This is a genomic window from Rhodococcus sp. BP-332 (genome assembly GCF_019836065.1).
Taxonomy (GTDB): domain Bacteria; phylum Actinomycetota; class Actinomycetes; order Mycobacteriales; family Mycobacteriaceae; genus Rhodococcoides.
The window spans coordinates 259,299-281,910 of sequence record NZ_JABUEC010000005.1; the positions used below are offsets into that span (position 1 = coordinate 259,299).

At 68.3% G+C, this 22,612-nt stretch carries 23 protein-coding genes and 4 tRNA genes; 16 read left to right on the forward strand and 11 right to left on the reverse strand.

What is annotated here, in order from left to right:
• Nucleotides 1-123 precede the first annotated feature (123 nt).
• Complete coding sequence (locus HQ314_RS19470; RefSeq protein ID WP_222650972.1) at nucleotides 124-432, forward strand: hypothetical protein; 309 nt, start codon at nucleotides 124-126, stop codon at nucleotides 430-432.
• Here the strand turns inward: HQ314_RS19470 and HQ314_RS19475 are convergent.
• Nucleotides 420-1,082 carry an FABP family protein gene (locus HQ314_RS19475; protein ID WP_027504278.1) on the reverse strand — a complete coding sequence of 221 codons (663 nt, stop codon included), beginning with the start codon at nucleotides 1,080-1,082 and terminating at the stop codon, nucleotides 420-422. The two genes, HQ314_RS19470 and HQ314_RS19475, sit on opposite strands and share 13 nt — an antisense overlap.
• 269 nt (nucleotides 1,083-1,351) lie before the next feature.
• Here HQ314_RS19475 and HQ314_RS19480 point away from each other — a divergent pair, with 269 nt between their 5' ends.
• Nucleotides 1,352-2,854, forward strand: coding sequence for a cutinase family protein (locus HQ314_RS19480; RefSeq protein WP_222646616.1), 1,503 nt, complete (start codon nucleotides 1,352-1,354; stop codon nucleotides 2,852-2,854).
• 90 nt (nucleotides 2,855-2,944) lie between these two features.
• Here HQ314_RS19480 and HQ314_RS19485 read toward each other — a convergent pair whose 3' ends face one another.
• The 5 genes from HQ314_RS19485 to HQ314_RS19505 all read right to left on the reverse strand — a co-directional run bounded on the left by HQ314_RS19485 (nucleotide 2,945) and on the right by HQ314_RS19505 (nucleotide 6,084).
• Complete coding sequence (locus HQ314_RS19485) at nucleotides 2,945-3,253, reverse strand: DUF1416 domain-containing protein (protein WP_027504276.1); 309 nt, start codon at nucleotides 3,251-3,253, stop codon at nucleotides 2,945-2,947.
• 2 nt (nucleotides 3,254-3,255) lie between these two features.
• Nucleotides 3,256-4,089 (reverse strand): sulfurtransferase, encoded by an 834-nt coding sequence (locus tag HQ314_RS19490; protein ID WP_056446752.1) that lies wholly within the window; start codon nucleotides 4,087-4,089, stop codon nucleotides 3,256-3,258.
• A 40-nt stretch (nucleotides 4,090-4,129) separates the two neighbouring features.
• The gene (locus HQ314_RS19495; protein ID WP_222627838.1) at nucleotides 4,130-4,588 is read right to left on the reverse strand and encodes a DUF4395 domain-containing protein; all 459 of its coding nucleotides are present in this window, start codon (nucleotides 4,586-4,588) and stop codon (nucleotides 4,130-4,132) included.
• 270 nt (nucleotides 4,589-4,858) lie between these two features.
• The gene (locus tag HQ314_RS19500) at nucleotides 4,859-5,308 is read right to left on the reverse strand and encodes a thioredoxin family protein (protein ID WP_222650973.1); all 450 of its coding nucleotides are present in this window, start codon (nucleotides 5,306-5,308) and stop codon (nucleotides 4,859-4,861) included.
• On the reverse strand, nucleotides 5,305-6,084 hold the full coding sequence (locus HQ314_RS19505; protein WP_027504272.1) for an LmeA family phospholipid-binding protein: 780 nt from the start codon (nucleotides 6,082-6,084) through the stop codon (nucleotides 5,305-5,307). Before HQ314_RS19505 ends, HQ314_RS19500 begins: the two co-directional genes overlap by 4 nt.
• A gap of 180 nt (nucleotides 6,085-6,264) precedes the next feature.
• On the opposite strand from HQ314_RS19505, the gene HQ314_RS19510 reads away from it, so the two are divergent.
• The 6 genes from HQ314_RS19510 to pstB all read left to right on the forward strand — a co-directional run bounded on the left by HQ314_RS19510 (nucleotide 6,265) and on the right by pstB (nucleotide 12,137).
• Nucleotides 6,265-7,053 carry a response regulator transcription factor gene (locus HQ314_RS19510; protein WP_056446762.1) on the forward strand — a complete coding sequence of 263 codons (789 nt, stop codon included), beginning with the start codon at nucleotides 6,265-6,267 and terminating at the stop codon, nucleotides 7,051-7,053.
• Between the two features lies 1 nt (nucleotide 7,054).
• Nucleotides 7,055-7,966 carry a mycothiol synthase gene (mshD, locus tag HQ314_RS19515; protein ID WP_374197857.1) on the forward strand — a complete coding sequence of 304 codons (912 nt, stop codon included), beginning with the start codon at nucleotides 7,055-7,057 and terminating at the stop codon, nucleotides 7,964-7,966.
• A 220-nt stretch (nucleotides 7,967-8,186) separates the two neighbouring features.
• Nucleotides 8,187-9,284: a phosphate ABC transporter substrate-binding protein PstS gene (gene pstS / locus HQ314_RS19520; RefSeq protein ID WP_027504269.1), complete on the forward strand. Its 1,098-nt coding sequence runs from the start codon at nucleotides 8,187-8,189 to the stop codon at nucleotides 9,282-9,284.
• Between the two features lie 90 nt (nucleotides 9,285-9,374).
• Complete coding sequence (pstC, locus tag HQ314_RS19525) at nucleotides 9,375-10,412, forward strand: phosphate ABC transporter permease subunit PstC (protein ID WP_027504268.1); 1,038 nt, start codon at nucleotides 9,375-9,377, stop codon at nucleotides 10,410-10,412.
• 3 nt (nucleotides 10,413-10,415) lie between these two features.
• On the forward strand, nucleotides 10,416-11,345 hold the full coding sequence (gene pstA / locus HQ314_RS19530) for a phosphate ABC transporter permease PstA (RefSeq protein ID WP_222650974.1): 930 nt from the start codon (nucleotides 10,416-10,418) through the stop codon (nucleotides 11,343-11,345).
• 15 nt (nucleotides 11,346-11,360) lie between these two features.
• On the forward strand, nucleotides 11,361-12,137 hold the full coding sequence (gene pstB / locus HQ314_RS19535) for a phosphate ABC transporter ATP-binding protein PstB (protein WP_027504266.1): 777 nt from the start codon (nucleotides 11,361-11,363) through the stop codon (nucleotides 12,135-12,137).
• A gap of 87 nt (nucleotides 12,138-12,224) precedes the next feature.
• Here the strand turns inward: pstB and phoU are convergent, their stop codons facing one another.
• The 4 genes from phoU to HQ314_RS19555 form a co-directional block, all read right to left on the reverse strand.
• Nucleotides 12,225-12,902: a phosphate signaling complex protein PhoU gene (phoU, locus tag HQ314_RS19540; protein WP_027504265.1), complete on the reverse strand. Its 678-nt coding sequence runs from the start codon at nucleotides 12,900-12,902 to the stop codon at nucleotides 12,225-12,227.
• Nucleotides 12,903-12,977: 75 nt separating this feature from the next.
• Nucleotides 12,978-14,960, reverse strand: coding sequence for an LCP family protein (locus tag HQ314_RS19545; protein WP_222650975.1), 1,983 nt, complete (start codon nucleotides 14,958-14,960; stop codon nucleotides 12,978-12,980).
• Between the two features lie 63 nt (nucleotides 14,961-15,023).
• Nucleotides 15,024-16,163, reverse strand: a complete 1,140-nt coding sequence (gene dusB, locus HQ314_RS19550) for a tRNA dihydrouridine synthase DusB (protein WP_056446780.1) — start codon at nucleotides 16,161-16,163, stop codon at nucleotides 15,024-15,026.
• Between the two features lie 127 nt (nucleotides 16,164-16,290).
• On the reverse strand, nucleotides 16,291-17,259 hold the full coding sequence (locus tag HQ314_RS19555) for an acyl-ACP desaturase (RefSeq protein ID WP_027504262.1): 969 nt from the start codon (nucleotides 17,257-17,259) through the stop codon (nucleotides 16,291-16,293).
• Between the two features lie 353 nt (nucleotides 17,260-17,612).
• On the opposite strand from HQ314_RS19555, the gene HQ314_RS19560 reads away from it, so the two are divergent.
• The 3 genes from HQ314_RS19560 to HQ314_RS19570 are packed head-to-tail and all read left to right on the forward strand — an operon-like array spanning nucleotide 17,613 to nucleotide 19,668.
• Nucleotides 17,613-18,227, forward strand: a complete 615-nt coding sequence (locus HQ314_RS19560; RefSeq protein WP_374197858.1) for an AIM24 family protein — start codon at nucleotides 17,613-17,615, stop codon at nucleotides 18,225-18,227.
• A 1-nt stretch (nucleotide 18,228) separates the two neighbouring features.
• On the forward strand, nucleotides 18,229-18,900 hold the full coding sequence (locus HQ314_RS19565; RefSeq protein ID WP_222650977.1) for an AIM24 family protein: 672 nt from the start codon (nucleotides 18,229-18,231) through the stop codon (nucleotides 18,898-18,900).
• A gap of 15 nt (nucleotides 18,901-18,915) precedes the next feature.
• Nucleotides 18,916-19,668, forward strand: coding sequence for an AIM24 family protein (locus tag HQ314_RS19570; protein WP_222650978.1), 753 nt, complete (start codon nucleotides 18,916-18,918; stop codon nucleotides 19,666-19,668).
• A gap of 26 nt (nucleotides 19,669-19,694) precedes the next feature.
• Here the strand turns inward: HQ314_RS19570 and HQ314_RS19575 are convergent.
• Nucleotides 19,695-19,767 (reverse strand) — tRNA-Lys (locus HQ314_RS19575).
• A gap of 320 nt (nucleotides 19,768-20,087) precedes the next feature.
• Here HQ314_RS19575 and HQ314_RS19580 point away from each other — a divergent pair.
• From HQ314_RS19580 to HQ314_RS19600, 5 genes are all read left to right on the forward strand, one after another.
• Nucleotides 20,088-20,738, forward strand: coding sequence for a ScbR family autoregulator-binding transcription factor (locus HQ314_RS19580; protein WP_204866260.1), 651 nt, complete (start codon nucleotides 20,088-20,090; stop codon nucleotides 20,736-20,738).
• Nucleotides 20,739-20,834: 96 nt separating this feature from the next.
• A tRNA-Glu gene (locus HQ314_RS19585) sits at nucleotides 20,835-20,907 on the forward strand.
• A gap of 93 nt (nucleotides 20,908-21,000) precedes the next feature.
• Nucleotides 21,001-21,074: transfer RNA gene (locus HQ314_RS19590), tRNA-Asp, on the forward strand.
• Nucleotides 21,075-21,163: 89 nt separating this feature from the next.
• Nucleotides 21,164-21,237: transfer RNA gene (locus HQ314_RS19595), tRNA-Phe, on the forward strand.
• 104 nt (nucleotides 21,238-21,341) lie between these two features.
• Nucleotides 21,342-22,592, forward strand: coding sequence for an FAD-dependent oxidoreductase (locus HQ314_RS19600; protein WP_222650979.1), 1,251 nt, complete (start codon nucleotides 21,342-21,344; stop codon nucleotides 22,590-22,592).
• Nucleotides 22,593-22,612: the final 20 nt, after the last annotated feature.

Below are 22,612 nucleotides of genomic sequence, written 5' to 3' on the forward strand. Positions count from 1 at the left end.
CCGTACTCCTGCAACGGTGTACCGGTAGGGCTCGGGGGTCGTCCCATGTCCGGACCAGGCCCGCGCGCCTGGTCTTTCCCGTTCTGCCGAGCAGACCCCCTCGCCTGTGTCACTGTGGGGGACATGACGAGTGACGAGCAGCCCGACACGACGAACACCGACGACACGTCCTCCGACACCGGTTCGGCGAACGAGGAGACCGTGGGCCCCGAGCTGACGCAGGAGGACCTCGATCGCGCCGGCGAGAAGATGGACGGCCTCAATGCGCGGTACGAGACCGGTGCGCGCGAGACGGTGACGCTGCCCGGCACCGGCGGCACCGTGTCCGGTACCGCGTTCGCGGACTTCGACGAGGACGGTGCCTCCGAAAGATCCGACACCGGTTCCGGAGAGGATGCGGAGAGCGAGAAGGGCGAGCGTCAGCCCACGTAGCGTTCGAGGCGGGCGGACAGCCGGGGCTCGAGATCGCCGTCCGGTCCGACCCGCTCCTCGACGTACGCGAGATCGCCACCCTCGACGATGCCGTAGAGACGCTTCGCGCCCCCGACCAGCGCCGCCGACGTGCTTCTGATGACCACGTCGGTGGCCAGCTCCCAGGACGACTGCGTCAGTGCGCGGCCGTAGTACAGCTCGATGAGCCCGCTGGCGTGGGTCAGCAGGAGCTCGAGGGTCTCCTCGCCGTCGTCGCCGGGCTCACCGGTTCCGCTCACCCGCCAGAAGCCGGACTCGCGCAGGTCGCGACCGGCGTAGGCGCCGTTCTCGTCGACGCGCCAGGTGCGGGACTCCCACGACAGGTAGGGACCGCCGTCGTGGCTCACGACGATCTGCTGTCCCAGTGTGTAGTCGCCCTCGGCGTCGTGTCCCTCACCGGTGCCGCGCCACACGCCGACCAGCGGCAGCAGTGCCAGCATGGAGTGCGAGATGTCGGGACCCTGCCGCAGATTGGCGGTGTCACCGTCACCGGGCAGATCGGGGAGCAGCGGGATGTTGCGCCCGGCCGTCTCCTTGGCCCGTTCCTCCGCACGCGCGACCGCGGCGTCACCGCTCAGGCGGGGCGCCGGGGTGCCGAACTCGTCGGTCACGACTCGTCGGTGACCAGGCGATAGACGACGTACAGCGAGAACCAGGCGATGAGGATCGACGCCAGGATGAGGAGTGCTTCGAAGAATAGGACCACGCACCGATTGTAGACCGGCGGTGTCGTGGATCTGCCACGGGCCGCCGTCGCGATCGGTCGACGCAGGCGGTCCGCAGACTGTGTGACGGATGACAACCTGTGCCGGGTCCGGTGACGCGATTCATTGTTTAAGGTCGTGAGGTTCTGGAACCGAGAGACGAGGGTGATCCATCCATGCTTCGTGTGACCGGGCTCGACCCGACCGACCGTCGGCGGACCGGGCCGACGAGGATCGTGCTGCGCGCGGCGACCGCTGCCCTCGCGACACTGCTGTTGTGCGCGATCCCTGGAGGACTGGCGGGGGCGGCACCGATCACCCCCTCCGATCCGCTCGGTCTGGGCGACGACCCCGTCGAGTCGGTGCTCGACACGTTCGGGCTGGGCACGAAGGTCGATCAGGATCCGAACAACTACGCGTACGACTGCCCCGACGTGCTCATCGTCGCCATCACGGGCGCGACGGACTCGGAGTCGGACCGGAACCCCGTCGACGAGGTGGACCGGCTGCCGTGGTCCAACTGGGTCGGCAACGTGACCGTGCCCGCGGGGGAGGCCTCGGCGTCCACGCCCGGACGAGTCGGTTGGGTGTACGTGCCGTACGCGTCGGAGTACGGCGTGGCCGTGGCCGAGCCGGTGCCCACCTATCAGGAATCCGTCGCCGAGGGCCTCGCGACCATGGGCCGGATGATCGACGCCAACAAGACCGCGTGCGGCACGTCGACGAAGTACGTGCTGCTCGGCTACAGCGTGGGTGCCGAGGTGGTCGAGCGCCTCGCCGTCGACATCGGGTCCCGACCGTCCACGGCGCACGTGACGTCCGACGACATCGCCGGGGTCGCCCTCGTCGGAGATCCGTACCGCCCTGCCGGCACTGCGTCTCTGGACAAGCCCGGTCCGCCGGGTGGTGGCTTCATGTCGTCCGAGCCGAAGGACTACGGAACCCTCACGAACAAGATCCGGTGGGCGTGCCGTCCGATGGACATCGCCTGTGACGCACCGGAGAACCTCGGCGTCCTGCCGTTGGCGCTCAACGTCTTCGGGCGGATGCACTTCACCCTGCTCGATCCGGGCCGCACCGTCACCGAGTTCGTCGCGGTCTCGTCCGACGTCGCGGCTCGCACCATCGCGCACGTCTTCAGCGACCCGGACTTCGCCACGTCGGACGAGTCTCTGCTCGACGTGATGCTCCGGGTGTCGGACCGCACCCAGCCACTGCCGGACGAGAGGTCGCCGACGCCGCGCGAGATGTTCGACGCCGTGACGTGGGCGCTCGGTCCCGGCCGCCCCGTCGTCGAGGCCAAGCTGCAGGCGGAGGCCGTGGGGTTCGGCGAGGACAACGCCGACATCCCGCAGCTGTTCGAGAAGCCCTACGTCGAACTGGGGTTTCTGCAGCACCTCTACTACTGGGACAACTTCCCGGACAACGGCCGCGACTGGGAGAGCGAGAAGATGATCCGCTGGATCACCGACCTCGCTCGCGAGCAGAGCGAGGCCCCTCCGGTCGACGAGCCGGCCGCTCCTCCTGCGGGAGACACGACGGCGCCCGCCGAGCCCCGCGTGATTCCCCCGGTGAATCCCGGCTATCTCGCGCCGCCGGCGCAGCCCGTGGAGACGGTGCCGTCGACGTGGGAGGAAGTGCTGAAGTCCCTCGGCCTCCCGCCGGAGCCCGGCAAGTAGTTCCCGCGGTCGGATCGCACACCCTCCACGACGCGAACACCCTCCCCAGCACGCTGGGGAGGGTGTTCGGCTGAAACGAGAGGTGTTCGGTCAGGCGCCGATCGAGATCTCGGCCTCGTGGAGGCCGGCGGACTCGGGCGAGATGGTCACGTCGCCGTTGCCGGACGCGGACAGCGCGCGCAGCGTCCAGGTGCCGGGGGCCGCGAAGAAGCGGAAGTCGCCGGTTCCGGACGCGACGACCTCGGCGGTGAACTCACCCGTGCTGTCGAGCAGGCGCACGTACGCACCGCCGACGGGCTGACCGTCCGACGCGGCCAGGACACGGCCCGTGATGACCGTCTCCTTCTCCACGTCGACGCCGGCGGGAAGGGTCTGTCCCTGAGCAGGTGCTCCACACATGATTACGCTCCCAACTCGATAGGTGCTCCCACGAGGGAGCCGTACTCGGTCCAGCTGCCGTCGTAGTTCTTGACGTTCTCGTAGCCCAGCAGCTGCGTCAGTGCGAACCAGCTGTGCGACGAGCGCTCGCCGATGCGGCAGTACGCGATCGTGCCCTTGCTCGGATCGATGCCGACACCGTCGTAGAGCTCCTTCAGTTCCTCGTCGGACTTGAAGGTGCCGTCCTCGTTCGCTGCCTTGCTCCACGGCACGTTGACGGCGCCGGGGATGTGGCCGGGACGCTGGCTCTGTTCCTGCGGGAGGTGCGCCGGCGCCAGGATCTTGCCCGAGTACTCGTCGGGGGAGCGGATGTCGAGGAGGTTCTTGGTGCCGATGGCGGCGATGACCTCGTCGCGGAACGCGCGGATCGACAGGTCGGGAGCCTCGGCCTTGTATGACGTGGTCTCCCTCGAGACGGCGTCGGTGCTCAGCGGACGACCGTCCAGTTCCCACTTCTTGCGGCCGCCGTCGAGCAGACGGACGTCCTTGTGGCCGTACAGCTTGAAGTACCAGTAGGCGTAGGCCGCGAACCAGTTGTTGTTGCCGCCGTAGAGGATCACGGTGTCGTCGTTGGCGATGCCGCGCGTCGACAGCAGGTCCGAGAACTGCTCCTGGTTCAGGAAGTCACGAAGGACCGGATCCTGGAGGTCGGACTTCCAGTCGAGCTTGACGGCACCCTCGATGTGGCCGGTGTCGTAGGCGCTGGTGTCCTCGTCGACCTCGACGAACACGGTCTTGGGAGCATGCAGGTTCTGCTCGGCCCAGTCGGCAGTGACCAGGACGTCGGAGCGAGCCATGTGGTTCCTTTCGATTCTTCTCTGACAGGTGGTGGGTGGTTCAGGTGGTGGCATGTCGAGCCGGCAGGAGCCGACTCGCGAGTGGGTAGATCTTGCAGCCCAGGCAGATTCCGAACGCCGCGTTCAGCACGGCGGCGAACAGGGCCAGACCCGTGGCGACGGTGCCGACGGTCGTCGAGGACAGCGCGAACCCGAGGGTTCCCACGATCGAGAAGGCGAATCCCAGTCCCTGCGCGAACCGCAGGGGGGTCGTCGGTTCGGTCTCCGACACCGGGCCCAGGCGCGGTGCGACGACGGCGCGGAACACGCGTCCGTAGGGATGCGCTGCCGGCCCGGCAGCAGCGCCGTACGCGAAGACCAGCGTCTGCAGGCCCAGGAGCACCGCTGCAGCGGTGAGCGACACCGTCGACACGAGCAGCGTCACGACGAGGACACCGGTGGTCACCCAGGCGACGAAGCGGGGACCACGAACGTCGACCTGCGGGGGAATGGATGACATCGAGATGCTCCTGGAGTGGAGGAAAGGGGACCGAGCGGATGCGCATGGTCTCCGGCGATCGTCGAGCGGTCCGAGGTCGGTACAGCACGGCTGTACCCGAGCGGACGGGTCGACGAGGGGAGGACCGTCGTCAGCGGCAACGGCAGCAACAGCCACCGAGGCGGCACAGGTCCACTGTGCGGCGTCGGGTGAGCAGAAGCTCGTGGCTGGCGGTCACGTCGGCCATGGTACCCACGCCGGTCCAGATCCAGAAGTTCCGGGTGTCGCTCGTCACTCCGACGAGGGTGAATCGGACGCCGAGAGCACTGCGGCCCGCAGGTCCTTCGACGACGGCACACCCGACGCGCGCGATCGTTCCCGCATCGCCCCGTCGAGTACGAAGGTGGTCGGGAGAGACATCACGCCGAAGTCGCGGGCGAGCTGCGGATTCTCGTCCATGTCCACCTCGACGTCGGACACGCGGTGCCCCGCCGACTCGAGGTCGCTCACCACGGCGGACACGACGCGTCGCACCGCCGCACACGGGCCGCACCAGGTGGCGGAGAAGTGGAGCACGGTCACCGCGCCGTCGGTGGCGCCGGCGGTGCGCAGAGCGTGAGCTCGCGATCCCGACGCGCCGCCGCGATCCGACGTGCGGACGGCGCCCTCTCGGCGGCGGACCCACAGGCCCACCACGGCGGCGAGCGCCAGGGCGACGAGAAGGACGACGACGGCGCTCACGGCGTGCGGATCTCGTCGAGTTCGATGGTGACGTCCTCGGCGCTGCCCTCGATGACGATCTGGCCGCCCTCCGCGTAGACCGACGTGGGGAGGATGCCGAACGGCAGCTGCTGCTCGTCGATCGTGCGGGTGAACAGGCCCAGGACCGCGGGCTTCAGGAAGTCGGGGATGGTGAAGTCTGCCTGGCCCTCGGGCCCGAAGTAGAGGTCCGACGCGACGATGGACACGGTTCCACCGTCGAGCCGGAGCTCGGCGGTGACGCTGACCGCGGTGTCCAGGGGGCCGACGGGCACGGTGCCCGTGAGGACCACGGCCCCGGCGGTGGTCTCGCCGGAACCGCCCGAACCGCCGGTGCCGTCGGAGCGGTCGGCTGGGGGAGTGGAGACCTGGAGGTCGGGGATCTCGAGGAACCGGCCGAGGTCGGTGGCGTCGATACGGACGCGCGCGTCGAGTTGATCCATGGGCACCGTGCGCACCGATCCGTCGAGCAGGTCGGAGGCCGGAATACGCACGCCGCGCAACGTCGCCTCGATGGTCGTCTTCTCGACGTAGTCGGTGGGGACGTCCTGCGCTCGGATCTCCACGCGGCCGTACCTGCCGTCGGCCGCCTGGGTCAGGAACGGGAAGCCGTGGATGGTCACCTGCGGATCGGACACCAGATCTCCGCCGTCCCGCAGTGCCCGCGAGACGCGGTACTCGGAGTAGGCGGCAGTGCCGAAATCGGCGGCCAGAGCGAGCGCCAGGACGAAGACGAGCCCGACGATCAGTTTTCGCACGGAGTTCCTCTCGGGCGGTTCGGTGTCCTGCGGGCGGGTCCCGAGGCGGGCGGTGGCGGCTCGCAGCCGACTGTCCTGCCTTCCGACAGGTTAGTCTGTGACCGAAGAACAACCGGAAGTGCCGGTCGCGGACCCGCTGGTGGGCTCGTCCGGCCGAAGAAGAGCGGACGAGGAGGCCCTGTGGAGTTGCTGCTGCTGACCTCCGATCCGGATCCGGAGTCCGTGCTCCCGTCCCTCGCGCTCCTGGCGCACACGGTGCGTCCCGCGCCGACCGAGGTCTCGTCGTTGCTCGAGGCCGGGAGCGCGGACATCGCGCTCGTCGACGCGCGCACCGATCTGGCCGCCGCCCGCGGACTGTGCCGACTGCTCGGCAGCGCCGGCTCGTCGGTACCCGTGGTGGCCGTGCTCACCGAGGGCGGTCTGGTCGCCGTCAACGCGGAGTGGGGCCTCGACGACATCCTGTTGCCCACCACCGGACCCGCCGAGCTCGATGCCCGGTTGCGTCTGCTCGTGGGCCGCCACGGAGGCGTCAGCAGTCCCGAGGCCTCGGGAAAGATCACGCTCGGCGAGCTCGTCATCGACGAGGGCACCTACACCGCCCGTCTGCGCGGGCGACCGCTCGACCTCACCTACAAGGAGTTCGAGCTCCTCAAGTACCTCGCCCAGCACGCGGGCCGCGTCTTCACCCGGGCGCAGCTGCTGCAGGAGGTGTGGGGGTACGACTTCTTCGGCGGTACCCGCACCGTGGACGTGCACGTCCGGCGTCTGCGCGCGAAGCTCGGAACGGAGTACGAGTCGCTCATCGGCACCGTGCGCAACGTGGGATACAAGGCCGTGAGACCGAGCCGGGCAGGTAAGGGCGCGGCGGGCAGCGACGACGCGGTCGACCTGCCGTCGGACGGCGACCTGGACATCGAGAACGACACGGCGACACCCTCGTTCGCCCCAGCTGATCGGACGGCCTTCTGACGTGAGCGACGCGATTCGACTCGAGGCACGGCGACCGGTCGGCGACGAGGCCCGACGCGTCCGCGACGCGATCGAGGCCGCCACGACCGCCGACGGGACACCGCCGCTGTCGGAGCAGGCCGAGCGCGCCGTGGACTCTCCGCGGGACGACGAGCATCTGCTGGCACTGGACGGCGAACACCTCGTGGGGTACGCGACGCTCTCGCCCGCGCGCGGTGACGCGCCGGTCATGGTGGAGGCCGTCGTGCACCCCGATCACCGGGGCCGCGGCGTCGGCACCGCGCTGGTCGACCGCGCTCTCGCAGCACCGGGGGCGCGCGTGTGGGCCCACGGGCGGCTGCCCGCCGCCGATCGCATCGCCGAGAAAGTCGGTCTCGAGGTGGTCCGCGAACTGCTGCAGATGCGCCGCCCGCTCGGTGGCCCCGACGCGGCGCCCCTGCCCGAACTCACCGTCCCGGACGGCATCACCGTGCGGACCTACCGGGAGTCCGACGACGCCGAGATCCTGCGGGTGAACAACGCCGCGTTCTCCTGGCACCCCGAGCAGGGTGGCTGGACGCAGGCGGAGATCGACGAGCGCCGCGCGGAGTCCTGGTTCGACCCCGCGGGGCTGTTCGTGGCGACGTCGACGGACGACCCGGACACCGTGCTGGGGTTCCACTGGACCAAGGTGCACCCGCCGACCGGAGACGATCCCGAACTGGGTGAGGTCTACGTCGTCGGTATCGATCCGGCGGCCCAGGGGAGGGGGCTCGGCCGGACCCTCACGCTCGCCGGCCTGCGGTACCTTGCCGATCGCGGCCTCGCCGGCGTGCTGCTGTACGTCGAGTCGGACAACACGGCCGCCGTGCACACGTACGACCGGCTCGGCTTCACCACCTTCCACGTCGACGCGGCGTTCGCGCGCGTCTGACGCGGGACCGGTGCGGTCCCTGAGACGCGCATCGCATCCCGATCCGGGTTTTCGGTCTGTCTGTTCACCCTCCGTTCACAAAGGCGCGGTGAACCGTCCACCACCGGCGCTTACGTTCTCCCACGGGTAGCGCACGCTGCCCGTTGCGGTACGACGTCACCGCATCTTTTCTCGCCCGCCGACCGATCGGTCGCCGACGGGCTGTTTCTGGAGGAGACAGGTGAAGCTCGAGCGCAGCATTGCCCTCATGGGTGTACTGGCTGTCGGCGGATTGACGCTGGCTGCATGTGGTTCCGACGCGAACGTCGAGGCCACCGGCAGTGGTGACTCCGCCGCGACGTGCGAGGGCAAGAGCCCCATCACCGGCGAAGGATCGTCGGCGCAGCAGAACGCGATGTCCAACTTCACGTCCGTCTACTCGGGTGTGTGCTCCGGCAAGGCCGTGGAGTACACCGTGAGCGGTTCCGGCAACGGCCGGACCCAGTTCGTCGCCGGTCTCGTGGACTTCGCGGGCTCGGACTCGTCCATCAAGGAAGAGCAGGCCGACGCGGCCGCCACGCGCTGCGCCGGCAACCCGGCGTGGAACCTTCCCCTCGTGTTCGGTCCGGTCGCCGTGGCCTACACGCTCGACGGTGTCGACGACCTGGTCCTGACGCCCGACGTCATCGCCCAGATCTTCACCGGCAAGATCACCACCTGGAACGATCCGGCCATCGCCGCGCTGAACGAGGGCGCGTCGCTCCCGACCACCGCCATCACGCCGATCTACCGCTCGGATTCCTCGGGCACCAGCGACAACTTCCAGCGCTTCCTGTCCGACGCCGCACCGCAGTCCTGGACGCTGGACCACAGCTCCGACTGGGCCGGTGGAGTGGGCGAGGGCGCCAACGGTTCGTCGGGCGTCGCTCAGGCCGCTGCCGCCACCCCGGGCGCCATCACGTACGTCGAGAAGGGCTTCGCCGATCAGGAGAACCTGACCGCGGCGCAGATCGACTTCGGCGCTGGTGCCGTCGAGCTCACCACCGAGACCGCCGCCAAGGCGATCGACACGGTCACCTTCTCCGGTGACGGAAACGACCTCGCGCTCGACACCGACGCACTGTTCGCCAGCAAGGAAGCCGATTCCTACCCGCTGGTGCTGTCGACCTACGAGATCGTCTGCTCCAAGGGCTACGACGCGGAGACCGCCGCGGGCGTCAAGTCGTTCCTGCTCAGCGCTGCCAACGAGGGCCAGGAAGGCCTCGAGGCTGCCGGTTACGTGCCGCTCCCGGACAGCTTCAAGGAGCGTCTGGTGACGGCGATCAACGCCATTTCCTGACACACTGGTTCTCGCCTGCATCACCCCCGAAGACCATTCACCGGGTGATGCAGGCGATGCCGTACCACCCCACACGAGACAGTGAGCGGTATGAGCGACACCCATTCGATCAGCGACGTCACGCCGGCCACCACATCGGCCGTGAGCGCCGCTCGCAAGACGGAAGCGCCGACACCAGTGCCCGACAAGAAAGCCTCAGGTACGGTCACCCGCCCGGGTGACCGCATCTTCTCGACGCTCGCCACCGGTTCCGGTGTCTTCGTCATCGTCCTGATCGCGGCGATCGGTGGGTTCCTCCTGTGGCGGGCGATCCCCGCGCTGCAGAACAACACCGTGAACTTCTTCACGTACAACGGGCAGTGGAGCACGTCGGACACGTCCGCCATGCTCTTCGGTGTCCGTGACCTGTTCCTGGTCACGGCCACGGTGTCGGTGGTGGCTCTGCTGATCGCCATGCCGGTGGCACTGGGCATCGCGATCTACCTGACGAACTACGCCCCGAAGCGTCTGGCGGGCCCGCTGGGCTACGTCATCGACCTGCTGGCCGCCGTGCCGTCCATCGTCTTCGGACTCTGGGGCCTGTACGTTCTCGCGCCGGTCATCTCGCCCGTCGCCGAGTGGCTCAACACGAACCTCGCGTGGTTCCCGCTCTTCGCCACCGGTTCCGTCTCCATCGCCGGCGGCGGCACCATCTTCACCGGTGCGATCGTGCTCGCCGTCATGATCCTGCCGATCATCGCCGCGGTCACCCGCGAGGTGTTCGTCCAGACGCCCCGTGGCCAGATCGAGGCTGCTCTCGCCCTCGGCGCCACTCGGTGGGAGGTCGTGCGCACCACGGTCATCCCGTTCGGCAAGTCCGGCTTCGTCAGCGGCTCGATGCTGGGCCTTGGCCGCGCGCTCGGCGAGACCATCGCGCTCTACATCATCATCCGCAGCACCCAGGAGACGTTCGGCTGGACGCTGTTCGACGGCGGCAACACCTTCGCGACGAAGATCGCACTGGCCGCGGGTGAGTTCAACAACCAGCTGCAGGCCGGTGCCTACATCGCCGCGGGCCTGGTGCTGTTCGTCCTCACCTTCGTCGTCAACGCCGGCGCCCGCGCCGCCATCGCTGGAAAGAAGGACTGACCCATGGCCGACACCACGTCCGGTGGAACCGCCACCATGGATCGCCCCGTCAAGGAGCCGACCTTCCAGGGTGTCAGTGCCCGTCGCAAGGCCTCCGACTCGATCGCGACGGTCCTCGTGTCCCTCGCGGTGCTCATTGCGCTCGTCCCACTGATCTGGGTTCTCTACACCGTCGTCTCCCGCGGTATCAGCGCCGTCGCGTCGGCCGACTGGTGGCAGTACTCGCAGGCGGGTGTCACCCCCTTCAAGGAAGGCGGCGGCGCGTACCACGCGATCGTCGGAACGCTGCTCCAGGGACTCTTCTGCGCGGTCATCTCCATCCCGATCGGCATCTTCGTCGCCATCTACCTCGTCGAGTACGGCGTGGGTACGCGGCTCGCGAAGGCCACGACGTTCATGGTCGACATCCTCACCGGTGTCCCGTCCATCGTCGCGGCGCTGTTCATCTACTCGCTGTGGATCGCGACGTTCGGCTTCGACCGGTCAGGTCTGGCTGTCTCGCTCGCCCTGGTCCTGCTCATGATCCCCGTGATCGTGCGCTCGGCGGAGGAGATGCTGCGCATCGTTCCCCAGGACCTGCGCGAGGCGTCGTACGCGCTGGGTGTGCCGAAGTGGAAGACCATCGCCAAGATCGTCGTCCCGACGGCGCTCTCGGGCATCGTCACGGGCATCATGCTCGCTCTCGCCCGCGTCATGGGTGAGACGGCGCCGGTGCTGATCCTGGTGGGGTCCGCGACGGCCATCAACTTCAACCTGTTCGCCGGTCCGCAGACGTCGCTGCCGCTCATGATGGTCGACCTCCAGAAGGCCGGAACCGCTGCCCTCACCAGCGAGCGGATGTGGGGTGCCGCCCTCACCCTCATCCTCATCGTCGCGGTGCTGAACATCGGCGCGAAGCTGGTCTCCCGCTTCTTCGCTCCCAAGAACTTCTGACAGAAGGATCTCGACATGGCAAAACGACTCGATCTCAAGGACGTCAACATCTTCTACGGCAAGTTCCACGCCGTGTCGAACGTGACGCTCTCCGTTCCTCCTCGTAGCGTCACGGCCTTCATCGGACCGTCCGGCTGCGGCAAGTCCACGGTGCTCCGCTCGCTGAACCGCATGCACGAGGTCACCCCGGGTGCTCGCGTCGAGGGCTCGGTGCTGCTCGACGGCGAGGACATCTACGGTTCCGGCGTCGACCCGGTCGGCGTCCGCCGCACCATCGGCATGGTCTTCCAGCGTCCGAACCCGTTCCCCACCATGTCCATCCGCGACAACGTCGTGGCCGGCCTGAAGTTGCAGGGTGGCCGCAGCAAGAAGCAGCTGGACGAGGTCGCGGAGGAGTCGCTCAAGGGCGCGAACCTGTGGAACGAGGTCAAGGACCGCCTCGACAAGCCGGGCGGCGGTCTGTCCGGTGGTCAGCAGCAGCGTCTGTGCATCGCCCGCGCGATCGCGGTGCAGCCCGACGTCCTGCTCATGGACGAGCCCTGCTCGGCTCTCGACCCGATCTCGACGCTGGCGATCGAGGACCTGATCGGTGAGCTGAAGAAGGACTTCACCATCGTCATCGTCACGCACAACATGCAGCAGGCTGCACGTGTGAGCGACCAGACCGGCTTCTTCAACCTCGAGGCCACCGGCAAGCCCGGCAACCTGATCGAGATCGACGACACCGAGAAGATCTTCTCCAACCCGTCGCAGAAGGCCACCGAGGACTACATCTCCGGGCGCTTCGGCTAGACCGCAGCTCGCGCGTCCACCCACGGAAAGGGCGCCCTCCCCGCGGGGAGGGCGCCCTTTCGTGCGTCCGGGTACCGAGTGGAAGAACTAGGACACGTGCTGCGCGGGAGGCGTCGGCAGGTCGCTGGGCAGGCTGCCGGTGACCAGGAAGATGACTCGGCGGCCCACCTCGACGGCGTGGTCGGCGAAGCGCTCGTAGAAGCGACCCAGCAGGGTCACGTCGACGGCTGCGGCGACGCCGTGCTTCCACTCCTTGTCCATGAGGACGCTGAACAGGTGGCGGTGCAGGTCGTCCATCGCCTCGTCCTCCTCACGGAGCTTCGCGGCGCGCTCGGGGTCGCGGGTCTCGAGCACCTCACGTGCGGAGGAGCCGAGAGCGACGGCGATGCGTCCCATCTCGGCGAAGTAACCGTTGACCTCCTCCGGCAGTGCGTGCTGGGGGTGGCGACGACGCGCGATCTTGGCGACGTGCAGGGCGAGAGCGCCCATCCGGTCGATGTCGGCGACGATCTGGATGCCGGAGACCACCGAGCGGAGGTCGCCGGCGACGGGTGCCTGGAGAGCCAGCAACGCGAAGGCGCGCTCCTCTGCCTGGGCACTGAGGTCGGTGATCTTGTCGTGCTCGCCGATCACCTGCTCGGCGATCCGGAGATCCGCCTGCAGCAGGGACTGCGTGGCGCGCTCCATCGCACTACCGGCCAGGGCGGCCATCTCGCCGAGCAGGTCGGCGAGTTCTGTCATCTGTTCGTTGTAAGCCACGCGCATGGCCCGATTTTACTCGGCCGTACGTGGGTACAGGGCATGCAGGCGGTGAACGGGCGGTGAATGCGGAGCAGCGATTCACACACAGGACTCGTCGGCCCCGTTCGTGACCGTCAGATCGCTGGGGAGAGCGACCTCCGTGGACGCTCCGGAGACCCCCGTCGCGAAGGTCGGAAGCAGGTCTCCGACGACGGTCGGCGGCGTCAGGAAGCCCTGGAAATCAGTCCCCAGGACGACCTCGACGATGCCGCCCAGAGTCGGCGTCTCCTCGAGAACCGCTCCCGGAATGGTGCTGGCCACCGTCGACGCGTCCGCGATCGACCCGGCGCCGTACCGCACGACGGTCGCCGCGGCACCGGTGGTCTCGGCGTTGCCGGTCCCGACGACCTGGAAGCCGTAGGCCGCCAGTTCGTCCGCGGTGGTGGCGGCCAGTCCGCTGGTCTCCGAGGCGTTGGAGATCTGGACCGACACCAGCGAGGGGTCGACCGCGACCTGCGGTTCGGTGGTGACCGGCGGCGCGACCTCGGGGGTGGTCTCGGGTGCGCGTTCCTCACCGGGGAGCGGCTGGTCGTCGATGATCGCCTGGAAGATCGCCTTGATGTCGTCGGTCCGCGGGATCTCGTTGCCGTAGTCGGTGGTACCCGCGGTGGGGACGGTGAGGAACGTGACCGCGCCCGCCTCGACGCCGCGCAGCGACTTGCCGAGCGTCAGCAGATCCGATGTCTTCACGTTCTCGACGAACGTGTCCCGCGTGAATGCCGTGACGAAGCCGTTGAGGGCGCCCGGGTCGAACAGCACGCGGTTGCTCAGCACGGAGCGCAGGAGCGAGGACAGGAAGAGTTGCTGACGTTTGATGCGTCCGTAGTCACCGGTACCCTCGGCGTCCACCTTGCGGGCGCGCACGTAGTTGAGCGCGGTGCGTCCGTCGATGCGCTGTTCGCCCGCGGTGGCCAGGACCGTTCCCAGCTCCTCGTCGACCAGCGGAACCGGGGAACACACGTCCACCCCGCCGACCTCGTCGACCATCGACTCGAAGCCGGCGAAGTCGATACCCACGAAGTGGCCGATCCGCAGTCCGGAGATCTTCTGAATGATCTTGACCAGGCACTTGGGTCCACCGAGCGCGTAGGTCGCGTTGAGCTTGTCGCCGTCCGCGGCGGGATACATCTCGCCCGTGTAGTCACCGGTGGTGCTGTCCCAGCCCTCGCACTCGGGGCGTTCGACGTCGAGGTCGCGGGGGAACGACACGGCTACCACGCGACTGCGGTCGGCCGGGATGTTGATGAGCATGACGGTGTCGGACCGTGCACCCTCGGCATCGGCCACCGTGCCGGCGCCGATCTCACCACTGGCTCCGGCTCGGGTGTCCGTCCCGACGATGAGGTAGGTCTCGTCGCCGTACTGGCCGGGCGCGTCGACCACGTCGGTGGACTCGGTGTCCAGGGCCGCGACCTGCTCGAACCCGCGGTCGGTCGCCCGGAGATATCCCCACACGACACCGGTGATCACCAGGGCCAGGATCGAGACCATCGAGACGCCGACACGGCCTGCGACCCGCATCCGCTTGCGCTTGCGTGCCCTGCTGAGGGCGAGCCGCGTGAGCGTCGGGGGTGCGACGGGGCCGACCGCCTCGGGTGCCGGACGCTCCGCGGTGCGTCGCTCGTCCACGACGGGGGCGATCACCTCGGTGGGCGGCTCCGGATCCTCGCGAGGTGAAACCGGCGGGGGCGGTGGAGGGCTCGACGCGACCGCTCGATCGTTCGCGCCGGAGGTCGGCGAGTCGTCGCGACCCGCTGCGCGTCCCCGGTTCGAACCGATGCGGGAGATCCGATCCACGACCTCGGCCACCGAGAGCCGTCGATCCTGGTCGTCGGACGAGGACGGCGGTGTCTGGTCGGGCTCGGGTCGATCCGCTGGCGGGCGCTGTTCCGGCGCGGGCTGCTCGGACGGGGGAGACGGTGTCTCGGGGTCGCGATCGGAGCGCGGCACTCGCGAGATGGGACGCTCCCAGGGGGCGCGTCGTCCGGGTGTGGGCGACCCCGGTTCGTTCTCGTCACCCACTGGTCGTTCCGTCTTTCTCTCGGGCGTCGAACAGTGGTCGACGGATCGACGCCATAGTACTGATCATCCGCCCGAGTGCATCAGATCGGCGCCCGCCGGCACCGCACAGTCGTCGGGATCGTCGAGCCAGCCGTCGGGCAGCGACACGGCGCCGGGGGAACCCTGGCGACCGCGGGGGCCCTCGGCGTCGGCCGGGAAGGGAACGGTCGGATCCAGGCGAGCCAGCAGCTCGTCGAGCTCCGCGAGTGTCGAGACGGTGGCCATGCGTACCCGCAGGTCCGAGCCTGCCGGGAAGCCGCGCATGTACCAGGCGACGTGCTTGCGCATCTCCCGGAGCCCGCGGCCCTCGCCGTGGTGGTCGGACAGCAGTTCGGCGTGCCGACGCATGATGACGGCGACCTCGCCCAGCGTGGGCGGAGTCGGCGCAGTGGTGCCGCGCAGAGCGGCGGACAGTTCGGCGAACAGCCAGGGTCGTCCCAGGCAGCCGCGGCCGACGACCACCCCGTCGCAGCCGGTCTCGGCCATCATGCGGGCGGCGTCGGACGCGTCGAAGATGTCGCCGTTGCCCAGGACGGGGACATCGCGGACGTGATCCTTGAGGCGCGCGATCTCGGACCAGTCGGCCGTACCGGAGTAACGCTGCGCCGCGGTGCGCGCATGGAGCGCGACGGCCGCAGCACCCTCGCCGGCGGCGATCCGTCCTGCGTCGAGGTGCGTGTGATGCTCGTCGTCGATGCCGATCCGAAACTTGACGGTCACCGGGATGTCGGTCCCCTCGGTGGCCTTCACCGCCGCGGCGACGATGCGTCCGAACAGCGATCGCTTGTACGGCAGGGCGGCGCCGCCGCCCTTGCGCGTCACCTTGGGCACGGGGCAGCCGAAGTTCATGTCGATGTGGTCGGCCATGTTCTCGTCGACGATCATCTTCGCGGCGTCGTACGTCGTGTCCGGGTCCACGGTGTAGAGCTGCAACGAGCGAGGCGTCTCGGTCGGGCCGAACGTGGTCATGTGCAACGTGGCGGGCTGCCGCTCGACGAGGGCACGCGCGGTGACCATCTCGCAGACGTAGAGCCCGGAGGTGCTGCCCGTCAGCGTCTCCTCGAGCTCTCGACACAGCGTGCGGAACGCCACGTTGGTGACACCGGCCATCGGCGCGAGGACGACGGGACTACGCAGGGCGAGGGAACCGATCTGCAGAGTCATGGTTGATCACACACCAGACATGGTCGACGGGAAACAGCGATGTGCCCGGCATCCGCGGAACGGGTGCCGGGCACATCGAGGGTATCCGTCGGAACTGGCACTCGGCCACTCCGTGGTGCGGTGCGGGTCAGGATGCCTGCGCGGCCTGCCGCTTGGCAGCCTCGCGGGACAGCATGCGGTCGCGCTGCTCCTCGAACTTGAGAACGTCCTTCTCCAGCTTCTCGAGGAAGGCGGCGAGCTCCTCACGCGTCTGCTCGCCCTCGGCGGTGAAGTCGGTGCGATCGAAGATGTTCCACTTGCGCAGCACCGGCATGACGACGTCCTCGAGGTGCTGACGCAGATCGTAGATCCCGTGCTTGGCCATCAGCACGCCGTTGCGGCGGAAGTTGGGCATGCCGGCGCCGGGCATCTGGAAGTTCTGCACGATGTCGGCGATGGCACGCAGCGCCTGGTCGGGCGAGATGTCGAGCGCCGCACCGCACAGGTTGCGGTAGAAGATCATGTGCAGGTTCTCGTCGGCCGCGATGCGCTGGAGCATGCGGTCGGCGATGGGGTCGTTGCAGACCTTGCCCGTGTTGCGGTGGCTGACTCGCGTGGCCAGCTCCTGGAACGTCACGTACGAGACGGAGTGCAGGAAGCCCATCTGATCGTGGCCACCGGCAGCGGCCGAGGAGAAGCCGTTGGTCATGTGCTCGATGCGGGCCTGCTCGAGGGCGACGGGATCCACTCCGCGCGTGACCACCAGGTAGTCGCGCATGACGATGCCGTGGCGGTTCTCCTCGGCGGTCCACCGGCCCACCCAGGTGCCCCAGGCGCCGTCCTGCGAGAAGTTCTCCGCGATCTCGCGGTGGTACGACGGCAGGTTGTCCTCGGTGAGGAGGTTGGTGATCATGGCGGCCTTGGCCACCTCGTCGAGCCGAGACTGTTCGGGCGACCAGTCCTCGCCACCGAGCGCGGCGAAGTTACGCCCCTCGTCCCAGGGGACGTAGTCGTGGGGGTGCCACTCCTTCGCCATGGAGAGATGCCGGTTCAGATTCTCTTCCGCAACCGGCTGCAGCTCTCCGAGCAGCTCCAGTTGGGTCAGATCCCGTGCCATGCGTGTCCTCCAGAATGGTGTTCGGCTCACTGCTTCCGCGCGATGACCGCGCTGCCTCGTACTGTGAGGGCAGCCTACGGCACCGTAACTTCGATGTGAATTGCTTCGACGAGCCGCCGCGAGGGGTGCGTACCGTCCGGTAGACGTTCATCGAGCGGGGCGACAGTTCGTTACGCCCGCCCGCCGTCGACCTCGTCCAGTATATGCCGCGGGGTACGGGGTACAGGTGTTGTGACTTCTGCGAGAAACGAACTCGATGTACTGTGCGTCACTCGGAGTCGGTGGCAGGGGACAGATCACCGGAGCCACTGTGGCGACGACCGTTGTCTGCCATTCTGTCTGCCGTGGCGCAACTGAGAACCGAGGGACACCGCGTTCTGGTCGTCGACCTGCACGGGGACAGCGTGCGGGCGGTCACCGGATCGATGATCGCGTACGAGGGCCAGGTGACCTTCCGTAACGCCGGGATGGGCGGTGGCGGTGGACTGCGCGCCGCTCTCAAGCAGAAGGTCACCGGCGAGTCGCTGTCCCTGATGGAGATGGCGGGGCAGGGAACGGTGCGGCTCGCGGTCGACGCGCAGCACGTCGTCGTCGTGCCGTTGACGGGTGACGCACTCCACGTCGAGTCGTCGCAGTTGCTCGCTCTGTCCGGCGGGCTGCGGTCCGATGTGGCCTTCGCCGGGCTCCGCGGCGCCTCGTCCGGGCAGGGCCTCTTCACGACGGTCGTCAGTGGACAGGGCGAGGTGGGGCTGCTGTCCGCGGGCGGACCGCTCATCGCGCTCGAGGTGTCGCCGCAGTACCCGTTGGTGGTCGATCCGGACGCCTTCGTCGCGCACCGAGGTCAGGTGACACAGAGCTTCGTCACCGACGTCACGTGGCGGTCGGCCGTCGGCGGCGGGAGCGGCGAGGCCTTCTCCCTCCGCTTCGACGGCACCGGTGTCGTCTACATCCAGCCGCAGGAGCGCTGACATGTTGGAACTCGTCAACAGCAAGGTCGTGAAGTCGACCGTCGCCCCGGGCTCGCCCACCCTCGCGCGCCGTGGATCCATGCTGTTCCACCAGGGCGACGTCCGCTTCGTCCCGCACACGATCGGCGGCGCGGGCGGCATGCCGGGGATGGGTGCCGTCGCGGGTATGGCCGGCCGGATGATGTCGGGCGAGCACGTCGCCATGATGGCCGCCGAGGGGTCCGGCACCGTGCACTACGGCCACGCCGGGCTGCACGTGTCCGTCATCGATCTCGACGGGACCGGTGTCATCTCGGTCGAGGCGTCCCGGTTGCTCGCACACAGTGGCGCACTCTCGACATCGGTCGTACCCCTGACGCAGCAGGGAGGCGTCCGCGGCGCGGTGCGCGGGGCGATGACCGGGCAGGGCATGTTCACGACGCAGGTCGCGGGCCGTGGGCAGGTGGCCGTGCTGTCCCACGGTGGGATGGTCGAGATCGAGGTGGGCCCGCACCGGCCGCAGGTGGTGGTCGATCCGCAGGCCTACGTGTGTCACCGCGGCACTCTGACCGTCGACATCTCGGCGAACGTCGGGTGGCGGGACGCCGTCGGCCGCGGTTCGGGCGAAGCCGTGCAACTCGCGATCGGCGGCGCAGGGACCGTGTGGGTCCAGGCGTCCGAGCAGAAGTTCTGACGAGAGGGATCGGACATGACCGACGTCGTGCACAACCCGCACAACTTGCCGGTGAACGACAACGTGGCGGGAAACGACTACGCCTTCTGCATCGAACTCGCGGGGCAGCCGTGGTTCACGGCGAAGGGCGCGATGATCGCCTACTACGGGTCGGTGCAGTTCGAGCCTCTCGGACGGACGTCGATGGCGGCCGTCGTGGCCTCGCGCTTCTCGTCGCCGCTGTACGCGAACGACTGGGTGCTCGCGAGCGGACACGGCAAGGTGCTGCTGGGCGACCGCGGCTTCGACATCAACTCGTTCGATCTCGACGACGGAAATCTGACGATCCGCGCGTCGAATCTGCTGGCCTTCGAACCCGGTCTCGAGTTGAAGCAGTCGATCGTGCCCGGTTTTCTCACGCTGCTCGGCACCGGGAAGTTCCTCGCCTCGTCCAACGGTGCGGTCGTGTTCGCCGAACCGCCCGTTCGAGTGGATCCGCAGGCACTCGTCGGCTGGGCCGACTGCCCCGCTCCGTCCCATCACTTCGACGCGCAGTGGATGCAGAGCTTCCTGGGGGCGGCGCAGGGGATGCTCCTCGGAGCGCAGACGGGGGAGGAGCGGCAGTTCGACTTCACCGGTGCGGGAACGGTGCTGATCCAGTCGTCCGAGAAGGTGGTGAGCGACGCGCATCTGCTCCGACACATCGAGTCGGAGACCGTGGCGCTCGGTCAGAACGCGTTGCGCTCACTCCATCAGAGCATCGGGGCCCGGCTGAGCCAGAACTCCTGAGCGCCGACTGTGTGGGAATGATGTTGTGCCCCCAGTAGGGCTCGAACCTACGACCTGCGGATTAAAAGTCCGTAGCTCTACCAACTGAGCTATAGGGGCAGTGCTCGACGAGTGTAATGGACCCCGGCCGGACGCTCTCGACCTGGCCTCACGTCGGGAGTGACGCATTCACCATTCACCTATTCGCTATGAATCATCACCATTCTCGACGGTCGACATTCGGACACCGGCCGGAGCGATAACCGACATACCGGTCATCGGAGCACTCGACACGCTGGCGGAGCTGTACGAACACGCCGAAGGAACCCGCTCGAGCTCGATGTTTGCGGCCACGTCCGAGGGGATTCTCAGGTTTGTCGGCTACCCTTCAGTCAGTATCAGGGCCCTTCAGGGTGTTCAATTTCGGAGGCAGCAGCGCAATGGCACAGCAAGAACGTGCTCGACGCACCCGGGCCGCGATCGTCGAGGCAGCCGCGTACGAGTTCAGCAAGCGTGGGTACACCGCGGCATCGGTCAACACGATTCTCGAAGGATCACGCGCCACCAAGGGTGCGATGTACTTCCACTTCAGCTCGAAGGAAGAACTGGCTCGCGCCGTTCTGCAGACGGCGATGGAGAAGTACGTCGCGATCATGGACGTCGAACGTCCGGACGGCGTCGATGCACTCGAATGGCTGCACAGCCTCATCTTCCAGCTCGCCCGGTCCTTCGACGAGAACGTCGTGGTCCGTGCCGAGTTCCGTCTCGTGGTCGAGCCCGAGTTCCATGCGAGCATCCGCGAGGGCGCCGGCGCCGTGTGGGGTCGTACTGCGCACAAGCTCGCGGCCGAGGCGCACGAGACCGGTCTGCTGCGCCCCGACATCGATCCGCGCATGTTCACCCGCGTGCTCGTGACCTCGCTCGCCGGACAGCGGTACATGGCCGACCTGACCGCCGAGGACACCGACCTGGTGGTGCTGTTCGAGGAGTCCCTCGAGGTTCTCCTGATGGCGATGGCGTCGCGGGAATGGCTCGACAAGTGGCGCGTCAACGGGTGGCCCCGAGTCGACGCCGTGAGCGTCGAAACATAGCCTCACCTGCGGATTTGTGAAATTCCGAGGCGGTGTCCTAAGCTATCCAAGCTCCCAACGGAACGCCGTTGGGGTACGGTCGGAGCGATTCGACGGGCCCCCTTCGTTTAGCGGCCTAGGACGCCGCCCTTTCAAGGCGGTAGCGCGGGTTCGAATCCCGTAGGGGGTACGTTTCAGCGAGTGACAACGCTGAAGCGGGGAGTGGTGAGAAGTAGGACGAAGATGCAGTAGGGTCTTCCACGCAGTACATGCTTCACAGCATGGCCCTGTGGCGCAGTTGGTTAGCGCGCCGCCCTGTCACGGCGGAGGTCGCGGGTTCGAGTCCCGTCAGGGTCGCAACACCTCAGAGGTCGCAATACCTCAGTGATGCGATGATCGTCAGCACCGAGTAGTACAGCATCACCGGTACCCGCGAGGGTGCCCACGGCCAGGTAGCTCAGTCGGTACGAGCGTCCGCCTGAAAAGCGGAAGGTCGCCGGTTCGATCCCGGCTCTGGCCACCGAGTGAAGACACAGACTGGAACCACCTGCCCGCGCAGGTGGTTCTTCTCGTTTCCGGACCCGTCGTCCGAGGTCGCCGACGACCGGGTGGTATCGATAGGGCATGACTGACATCGATGCGGACGTGATCGTGGTGGGGGCGGGTATCGCCGGTCTACGGTGCGCCGCGGCGCTGCGGCGACGTGGATTCACGGTGCGGGTCGTGGAGGCGGCCGACGCCCCGGGTGGACGGATCCGCACCGACGTCGTGGACGGCTTCCGCTGTGATCGAGGCTTCCAGCTCCTCAACCCTTCCTACCCGGCCGTGAAGCGTCATGTCGACGTGTCCGCACTCGATCTGCGGGTCGCCGGTCGCGGGGTGCGGATCGTCGACGACTCGGGGCGAGCGCACACGGTCGCCGACCCGACACGGCACCCGCGCCTTCTCCTCGGGACGGTGCGGTCCGCGGCTCGCCTGGGCCTGCTGCACCCGGGCGCCGTCGTCGGCGCCGCGCGATGGGCGTTGCCCGCTGTCGGACCGGTGCGCCGCCTTGCGGCATCCCCCGACGCTGCACTCGCCGCCGACTGGGACCGCGTCGGCCTCCGCGGTCCGCTGCGCTCCGCTCTGCTCGCCCCGTTTCTCAGCGGCGTCCTCGCCGACGGCGTGGGAGACACATCGGACCGCTACGTCCGGCTCGTGCTCCGCAGCTTCCTTCTCGCGACACCCGGTGTGCCGAACCGCGGAATGCAGGCGTTCCCCGAGCAGCTCGCCCGCGATGCCGGGGTCGACATCGCGTACTCTTCGCGCGTCGAGCAGGTCACCGACGGCGCGGCACCCGCCGTACGGATCGCCGACGGGGCGGTGCTGCGGGCCCGCGCCGTGGTGGTGGCGACGGATGCGCGAGGCGCGACCGAGCTGACGGACACCCGGACCTCTCCCATGCGCGGGTTGTCGACGTGGTGGTTCGAGGCCGACGCCGCGGAATCCGATGAGTTCCTCCGCATCTCGGGGACGGGCGGCGTGGTGGTCAACACCGCCGAGATGAGCTCCATCGCACCGGGATACGCGCCGACCGGGAAGACCCTGGTGCAGGCGACCACGCTGCTGGACGACGCCGGTCCCGCCGCGGAGTCCGTCGTGCGCGCCGTTCTCGACCGGCTGTGGGGTCGGTCCACCGCGTCGTGGCGGGTGATCGTGCGTCACGACGTGCGGCGTGCGCTCCCGGTCCAGGCACCCGGGACGTCGCTCCGGCGATCGCTGCGGGTCGGTGACCGCGTGCTGCTCGCCGGCGACCATCGCGACACCCCGTCGATCCAGGGTGCTCTGGTGTCGGGTGGTCGCGCGGCCGCCGAGGTGGCGCGGCTGCTCGGCTGACGCGGCGTCCGGTTCGTGGG

Coding starts and splice junctions, on each gene's coding strand:
- phoU (WP_027504265.1), bottom strand. CDS start 12,902: ATGCGCGTGGCTTACAACGAACAGATGACAGAACTCGCCGACCTGCTC.
- HQ314_RS19570 (WP_222650978.1), top strand. CDS start 18,916: ATGACCGACGTCGTGCACAACCCGCACAACTTGCCGGTGAACGACAAC.
- pstA (WP_222650974.1), top strand. CDS start 10,416: ATGGCCGACACCACGTCCGGTGGAACCGCCACCATGGATCGCCCCGTC.
- pstB (WP_027504266.1), top strand. CDS start 11,361: ATGGCAAAACGACTCGATCTCAAGGACGTCAACATCTTCTACGGCAAG.
- HQ314_RS19490 (WP_056446752.1), bottom strand. CDS start 4,089: ATGGCTCGCTCCGACGTCCTGGTCACTGCCGACTGGGCCGAGCAGAAC.
- pstC (WP_027504268.1), top strand. CDS start 9,375: ATGAGCGACACCCATTCGATCAGCGACGTCACGCCGGCCACCACATCG.
- HQ314_RS19470 (WP_222650972.1), top strand. CDS start 124: ATGACGAGTGACGAGCAGCCCGACACGACGAACACCGACGACACGTCC.
- dusB (WP_056446780.1), bottom strand. CDS start 16,163: ATGACTCTGCAGATCGGTTCCCTCGCCCTGCGTAGTCCCGTCGTCCTC.
- HQ314_RS19580 (WP_204866260.1), top strand. CDS start 20,088: ATGGCACAGCAAGAACGTGCTCGACGCACCCGGGCCGCGATCGTCGAG.
- HQ314_RS19485 (WP_027504276.1), bottom strand. CDS start 3,253: ATGTGTGGAGCACCTGCTCAGGGACAGACCCTTCCCGCCGGCGTCGAC.
- HQ314_RS19565 (WP_222650977.1), top strand. CDS start 18,229: ATGTTGGAACTCGTCAACAGCAAGGTCGTGAAGTCGACCGTCGCCCCG.
- HQ314_RS19600 (WP_222650979.1), top strand. CDS start 21,342: ATGACTGACATCGATGCGGACGTGATCGTGGTGGGGGCGGGTATCGCC.
- HQ314_RS19495 (WP_222627838.1), bottom strand. CDS start 4,588: ATGTCATCCATTCCCCCGCAGGTCGACGTTCGTGGTCCCCGCTTCGTC.
- HQ314_RS19480 (WP_222646616.1), top strand. CDS start 1,352: ATGCTTCGTGTGACCGGGCTCGACCCGACCGACCGTCGGCGGACCGGG.
- HQ314_RS19555 (WP_027504262.1), bottom strand. CDS start 17,259: ATGGCACGGGATCTGACCCAACTGGAGCTGCTCGGAGAGCTGCAGCCG.